At 33.9% G+C, this 7,177-nt stretch carries 4 protein-coding genes and 1 pseudogene; 3 read left to right on the forward strand and 2 right to left on the reverse strand.

From position 1 onward, the window contains the following. Positions 1-128: 128 nt before the first annotated feature. Together BZARG_RS15100 and BZARG_RS15105 are read left to right on the forward strand one after the other, a co-directional pair. Positions 129-2,177 carry an HD family phosphohydrolase gene (locus BZARG_RS15100; protein WP_008639908.1) on the forward strand — a complete coding sequence of 683 codons (2,049 nt, stop codon included), beginning with the start codon at positions 129-131 and terminating at the stop codon, positions 2,175-2,177. Positions 2,178-2,270: 93 nt separating this feature from the next. Further along, on the forward strand, positions 2,271-4,403 hold the full coding sequence (locus tag BZARG_RS15105; protein ID WP_008639897.1) for a prolyl oligopeptidase family serine peptidase: 2,133 nt from the start codon (positions 2,271-2,273) through the stop codon (positions 4,401-4,403). Between the two features lie 116 nt (positions 4,404-4,519). Here the strand turns inward: BZARG_RS15105 and BZARG_RS15110 are convergent, their stop codons facing one another. After that, complete coding sequence (locus BZARG_RS15110; protein ID WP_008639920.1) at positions 4,520-5,794, reverse strand: alpha/beta hydrolase-fold protein; 1,275 nt, start codon at positions 5,792-5,794, stop codon at positions 4,520-4,522. Positions 5,795-5,963: 169 nt separating this feature from the next. After that, positions 5,964-6,800, reverse strand: a complete 837-nt coding sequence (locus BZARG_RS15115; RefSeq protein ID WP_008639901.1) for an SGNH/GDSL hydrolase family protein — start codon at positions 6,798-6,800, stop codon at positions 5,964-5,966. A 170-nt stretch (positions 6,801-6,970) separates the two neighbouring features. Here BZARG_RS15115 and BZARG_RS15120 point away from each other — a divergent pair. After that, positions 6,971-7,177, forward strand: a pseudogene (locus tag BZARG_RS15120) (transposase); the annotation flags it as partial.

Genomic DNA, 7,177 nt, shown 5'->3' on the forward strand with positions numbered 1-7,177 from the left:
TTTTTAACGTTTATTTTTTTAATGAAACAAAATTAATCATTTTTTAGTAGAATGTAGAATGATTAGCGTTTTATACAACCTTAATTTTCGACTATATTTTACTACATTTGAAAATATATCTTCAATCTATGAAAGACTTTATAAATGTACTCTATAGAAATCATGCACTTGCATACAAAGTGTTGCTTTTTATATGTACTACTTTTTTAATTGTTTACTTATTTCCTAAAAGTGGTAAATTTAAGTACAATTTTGAAAAAGGAAAACCTTGGCAGTCGGAAAACTTATATGCGCCTTTTAATTTTGCCATTAAAAAAACAGACGCAGAAATAGCGACCGAAAAACAAGAGATTAAGGATAAAGTGCCCTTGTATTTCAATTTAGATGCTACAGTTAAAAATACGGTTTCTAATAATTTTGATCGCGCATTTAAAAGTTTATTCCCAGATACGCTAGGGGTTTACAAATTAAGTATTTTAAAAAGTGCAGGAAATAAAATAATTGATAAATTGTACCATTTTGGTGTGTTAAGCGATGACTTCACCTATAAGCCAACAAAAAAAGTAATTCTTTTGGAGGGTCGAGTAGAGAAGGAGCAGACCCAATTTGGTAACCTTACCGAAGAAAATGAATTAACCGAAATTATTGTCAAAGTTTTAGAGGTTGATAATTTATTGGCGTATAAAAATGAATTTACCTCGCTGTTTTTCGATTTAGTAGAACCTAATTTAATCTATAATAAAGACTTTTCGGCAAGTGTTTTACAGGAAGAGCTGGACAAGGTTTCTTATACACGTGGCAGTGTAGAGCGTGAAACGCTTATTATTTCTAAAGGGGAAGTGATTGAAGGCGTTAAATTTCAAATATTAAAATCATTAGAATCCGAGTACGAATCGCAAGTCTGGAATAAGTCTAATTATATATGGATTGTTTTTGCTTATACCCTTTTAGTGGCTTTAGCCTTATTAATGTTGCTACTTTTTCTTCAGAAATATCGTTTATCTGTATTTGAAAACAATGTAAAAGTTACCTTTATTTTCTTCAACGTGGCATTTATGGTTTTAGTAACAACCATGGTGGTGCGTTATAATTCGCAATACGTTTATGTGGTGCCCATTTGTATTTTACCATTAGTGTTAAAAGCGTTTTTCGATGCGCGATTAGGTATGTTTACCCATGTAATCACGGTGTTGTTACTGGGCTTAATTGTTCCGAATAGTTACGAATATATGTTCCTACAAATTATTGCGGGAATCGTAACTATTTTAACGGTGTCTGAATTATATAAACGTGCAAACCTGTTTATTTCTGTTGGACAAATCACCTTAATATATATTGTAGCCTATTTTGCCTTTTTCGTAATCCATGAAGGCAGTATAGAAACTTTGCAATGGGAAACCTTTGGACTGTTTGTGTTATGTGGTTTAGCGACGCTTTTTGTACAACCGCTGATTTATGTCTATGAAAAACTATTCGGATTAGTCTCGGATGTTTCCTTGTTGGAATTGTCTGATACGAATTCCAAGTTGCTAAAAGAATTATCCAATAAAGCGCCGGGTACGTTTCACCACTCTTTAAACGTGGCTAATTTAGCGGAAGCGGCGGCCAACGAAATTGGAGCCAATGCCATGCTGGTTCGGGTAGGCGCTTTGTATCATGATATTGGGAAAATGAAAAACCCCACGTATTTCACCGAGAACCAGTCTACAGGAATAAATCCGCATGACGAATTATCCCCTGTTGAAAGTGCAAGTATCATTGTTAATCATGTAATTGATGGGATTGAAATAGCCAGAAAAAATAATTTACCAGATCGCGTTATCGATTTTATAAGAACCCATCACGGAACTAGTGTGGTGTATTATTTTTATATGAAAGAGAAAAAAGTAAACGAAGATTTGAATATAGAAGATTTTATGTATCCTGGTCCAAAACCTTTCAGCAAGGAAACGGCTATTTTAATGATGTGTGATAGTGTTGAAGCCGCTTCCAAAAGTTTAAAGGAACCAACTTCGACAAAGATTGACGCTTTTGTGGAGACTATTTTAAACAAGCAAATGAGCGAAGAGCAGTTTTTAAATGCGAACATCACGTTCAAGGAAATTCAGTCTATTAAAAAGATTCTTAAAAGGAAACTGACCAATATTTATCACCTACGTATTGAATACCCTGAATAAGCGGACAATAATGGCGTTCTGTTATTTTCTTTAACACTACTTAGCAATAAAATCCCTTATTTTTGTTAATTACTCTAATAAACCAAATAGAATATGAGGAAATCACTAACATTTGTTTTGGCGCTTGCGACAATTGTTGCCTGTAAAGACGACCAAAACAAGAACGAAAATGAAAACGTAGCTATGAAGCTAACTTATCCAAAAACCCAAAAGGTTGATACTGTTGATACCTATTTCGGAACTGAAGTTCAAGACCCGTACCGTTGGCTTGAAGACGATTATGCCGAAGATACCAAAGCTTGGGTAATAGCGGAAAACAAAGTAACATTTGATTATTTAGATCAAATTCCTTTCCGTAGTAAAATGAAAGAGCGCATGGAAAAGCTTTGGAATTATGAAAAAATTTCGGCTCCATTTAAGGAAGGCGATTATACCTATTTCTCTAAAAATGATGGGCTTCAAAATCAATCGGTTCTATATAGAAAAGATGCCGAAGGAAAAGAAGAAGTATTCTTGGATCCTAATGGATTTTCAAAAGACGGAACAACCTCTTTAGGAGGATTAAGTTTCACAGAAGACGGTTCTATGGCAGCTTATGCTATTTCAGAAGGCGGTAGTGACTGGCGTAAAATTATTGTTCTAAAAACAGAAACCAAAGAAATTATTGGCGATACCATTATGGATGTGAAATTCAGCGGTATGTCTTGGTATAAAAATGAAGGTTTTTACTACTCGAGTTATGAGAAGCCAAAAGGTAGTGAGTTATCGGCTAAAACCGATCAACACCGTTTATACTACCATAAATTAGGAACGCCACAAAGTGACGATAAAGTTATTTTTGGTGATTCGGAAAAAAGACGTTACGTGGGTGGATCTGTAACATTAGATAATAATTATTTGGTGGTTACAGCGGCTAATTCTACCTATGGAAATGAGCTTTATGTGAAAGATTTACGTAAAAATGGGCCATTTGTATCGGTTGTTGATAATTTTGATAGCAGTAATAATGTGATGCATAACGAAGGTGACACCTTTTTTGTAGTAACCGATTATGAAGCAGCAAATCAACGTATTGTTAAATTCAATATTAATAAAGTGGGACAAGCTAACTGGAAAGATGTCATTCCTGAAACGGAGAATGTATTATCAGTTTCTAAAGGTGCAGGCTATCTTTTTGCAGAATATATGAAAGATGCTGTTTCAATGGTAAAACAATATAATTTTGATGGTACGTTAGTTCGTGATGTTGAATTACCAGGAATTGGTTCTGTTGGTGGATTTAGTGGTAAAAAAGAAGATACGACCCTGTATTATTCGTTTACAAACTATATTTCTCCAGGAACAATTTATTCTTATAACCCTGAAGACGGTGCATCGACGGTTTACCAAAAACCAGAAATCGATTTTAAATCGGAAGACTACGAGTCTAAACAAGTTTTTTATAGCTCTAAAGATGGTACCAAAGTTCCCATGATTATTACGTATAAAAAAGGAACAGAATTAAATGGTGAAAATCCAACGATGCTTTATGCTTATGGTGGGTTTAATATTAGTTTAACGCCTTCATTTAGTATCGCCAACGCGGTTTGGTTAGAAAACGGCGGTGTTTATGCGGTTGCTAACTTACGTGGTGGTGGCGAATACGGTAAAAAATGGCATAATGCAGGAACGCAAATGCAAAAGCAAAATGTGTTTGATGATTTTATTGCAGCAGCCGAATACTTGATTAAAGAAAACTATACATCCTCGGACTATCTAGCAATAAAAGGTGGATCTAACGGTGGCTTATTAGTAGGAGCAACTATGACGCAGCGACCAGACTTAATGAAGGTTGCTATTCCACAAGTTGGAGTATTGGATATGTTGCGTTACCATACGTTTACAGCCGGTGCAGGTTGGGCGTTTGATTACGGAACATCTGAAGAAAGCAAAGAGATGTTTGAGTATATACAAGCCTATTCACCGGTTCATAATGTAAAAACAGGTGTAGAATATCCTGCGACCTTAGTAACAACTGGCGATCATGATGATCGTGTAGTACCAGCACACAGTTTCAAGTTTGCTGCCGAGTTGCAAGACAAGCAAACGGGTACAAATCCAACGTTGATACGTATTGAAGTGAACGCTGGACACGGTGCAGGAAAATCGACTGAAGCAACTATAAATGAGCAAGTGGATATTCAGGCATTTGCTTTGTATAATATGGGTGTAGAGCCGAAGCAATAAGTTTTTGATATTTTATTTTATAAGAAAAGCCCAAACTAACGTTTGGGCTTTTTGTTATGATTCTTTACCTTTTTACCACAGTACTTTGTTATGTGTAGGCTTTTCCTTTGCTTGTTTTATGTTCCTAATTTCTTCAGTGTTTCCTCTACTCCAGAATTATCTTCTAATTCGAGTGTTTTAGTATAATATTTCTTGGCTAAAATTGTGTCATTTTGTAATAAATAATAGTCAGCTAAATCTTTATAAACACTTGGGCTATTTGGATAATATTCTTGATTCAATTTGTAGTTTTCTAGTGCTTGTTTAGGAAGCTTATGATAATCAAGAAGCATACCTGCATTTAACCTTACCCATTGTTCTTCTGGTTTAAAAGTATAACCTATTTTTTGAGAGACCAGTTTAAAGTGTGATTTAGTCAAATTTGCGAAGTGGTCTTCAACTGTTTTTGGGATAAAACTTTTACCTCTGTATTTATGTTCATCTTTAAACTCAAACCAAGAATAGAAAAATCGAAAACCCTCCATTTGAGATAAGAACGCTGTACTTCCGTGTGTGTCATTTTCGTAGTATTTCCATTCCATATTTAGATTAGTGTCTAAACTTTCTATTTCGTCAACAAGTTTAAGAGAATAGCGAACATATTTATTAGCTCTAATAGTATCTTTTCTTATACTTTCCAAATCGCTTCCATAAGTCGCAGTATTTGCAATTCCTATATAAAGATTTTTGTTTTTTAAATCTTTACCTTTTAAACTATAATTAGGATTATTAAAAAATAATTCTTCATCGAAATATAGACTGCCGTCTATTAATAGATAATTAGTGAACATTTCCTGATGTGTTGTTAAGGCATTCATTACCACCAAGCCACCAAATGAATGTCCAATAATAGTTCTGTTTTGAGAACCTGAATAATTTTGTTCGATGTATGGAAAAAGCTCTGTTTTCATAAATTCTAAAAACTTGTTTCCTCCTCCATATTGTTCAGGTTTTCCAGCTGTTGTCGGCGAAAAATCCATCCATCTACTATCATTATCTATATTTGGAATTCCGACAACAATCATTTCGGGAAGAATTTGTGTGTCGTTCATCTCGCTGTATTGTTTTAACATTCCAACTAATGGAAGGAAATTGTAGTCTCCATCCAATAAATAAACTACAGGGTATTCATCTCTTTTCCTGTTTGGGTCTTTAGCACTTTCAGGAATATAAATAACAAGTTCTCTTTTTTGTTTAAGGATTTTGGAATTTATAGTATCTATAAAACCGATTTTAATTCCGTTCTCTTGCTTTGGATTTGTTTTTTCTTCTTTTAACTTTTTTTCGTTTTTTGCGCAAGAAAAAATGCTTAATAATAAAATTGCAATAAGTAATTTTTCAAATTTTATCATTGTATTCTAGTTTTTTTTTTTAGCCTACACATAACGTTTTTGTGTATGGACCGTTGCGTGTCTCACACACGAACCATTAAAGATACAAAACTACGCTGGAAAATTCCCAAGAATTTTCCAGATAAGCACAGACCCAGCAATGGTTTATACACGGTGTTGCCAGTAGTTTTTATTCCGCAATTTTCTTTAATATTTCGGCGGTTTTAGGTTCAATTTCGCCGTTGTAAATTAAATCAGATGCTTTTTTGTTAGTCAACATTTGATAAAAAACACAAGCGTTTAAAAAAGCTCCATATTTATTTGGATGACTTTCATCTTCATAAAGTTCAATTTCGGGATGTTTGGTCAAAACCTCGTAGAATTTTGTTCCATTGTCAGATTTCAGCAAGTTGTTTTTCTGCGCCACTAAATCGTACGATTCATTTATTATTTCGGTTTCTTGTTGTAAATTCTCAAGAGTCGGCGAACAGCATCTGTCTTTTTCTATTGATTTATCTATCATTCTCGATGGATAGCAATATTGTTCAGGATATTCGGTTTTAGATGGCCAAGTGTTGAAAAGTATAAACTTACAGTTCGGATTAGAAACTAATTTTTTAATTTCAGAAATTGCCTTGTTCGTTTTAAATTCTCGATTTTCTGGGATTAAAACACTTACAGTTCCAGTTTGTAAAATTACTATATCCCATTTTTTCTCGGCAATCTTAATTTCCGTTTCTGTTTTTTCGCCTTCTTCTTTTTTTCTTGTACTAATTCCGTTTTCCGTTCTTGATGTTATTATTTCAGATAAATGTCCAGATAAAGATTGTCCAGGAAAAGTGCTTTGGTCAATTTTTATTTTAGGATTTGTTTCATTCAGCATTTTTTGCACAGTCTGTGGCATTTCGTAGAAATATGTCAAGCTATTTCCAATAAATAACACGTTTATTTCGTCCGCTTTTTCTGTGTTTTGAGATTTACAACTTATTGTGGTTAATATGATGAATATTAGAAGAAGATTTTTCATATTTTCAATTTCAGCGCGATTTTTGTTTAAATTACTGGCAACTCGTTATATGTGCACTAATATAACTGATTTAAGCTATTATAACTGGGATATCGATAGTTTTAGTTATATTTCATTCATTCTTCAAAAAAAAATACTTATTATTATCGGAGCGAGATCTTAAAAAATAGTACCGTGGTTCTGCGTATCAATGTAAGGACTGTCCAATAAAGTTGCGCTGTTTGGGGAAAACGGCCAAAGAGAAAAAGTTTTCCGTAACCTATTACAAAGCAGAATATGAACGTAATATAGAACATGTAAATAGTCCGCAAGGCAGCTATATGAAAGGCAAACGTCAAAGTACGGTAGAACCCGTTTTTGGAACCTTGACCCAGTTT

This window comes from Bizionia argentinensis JUB59 (assembly GCF_000224335.1).
GTDB lineage: Bacteria > Bacteroidota > Bacteroidia > Flavobacteriales > Flavobacteriaceae > Algorimicrobium > Algorimicrobium argentinense.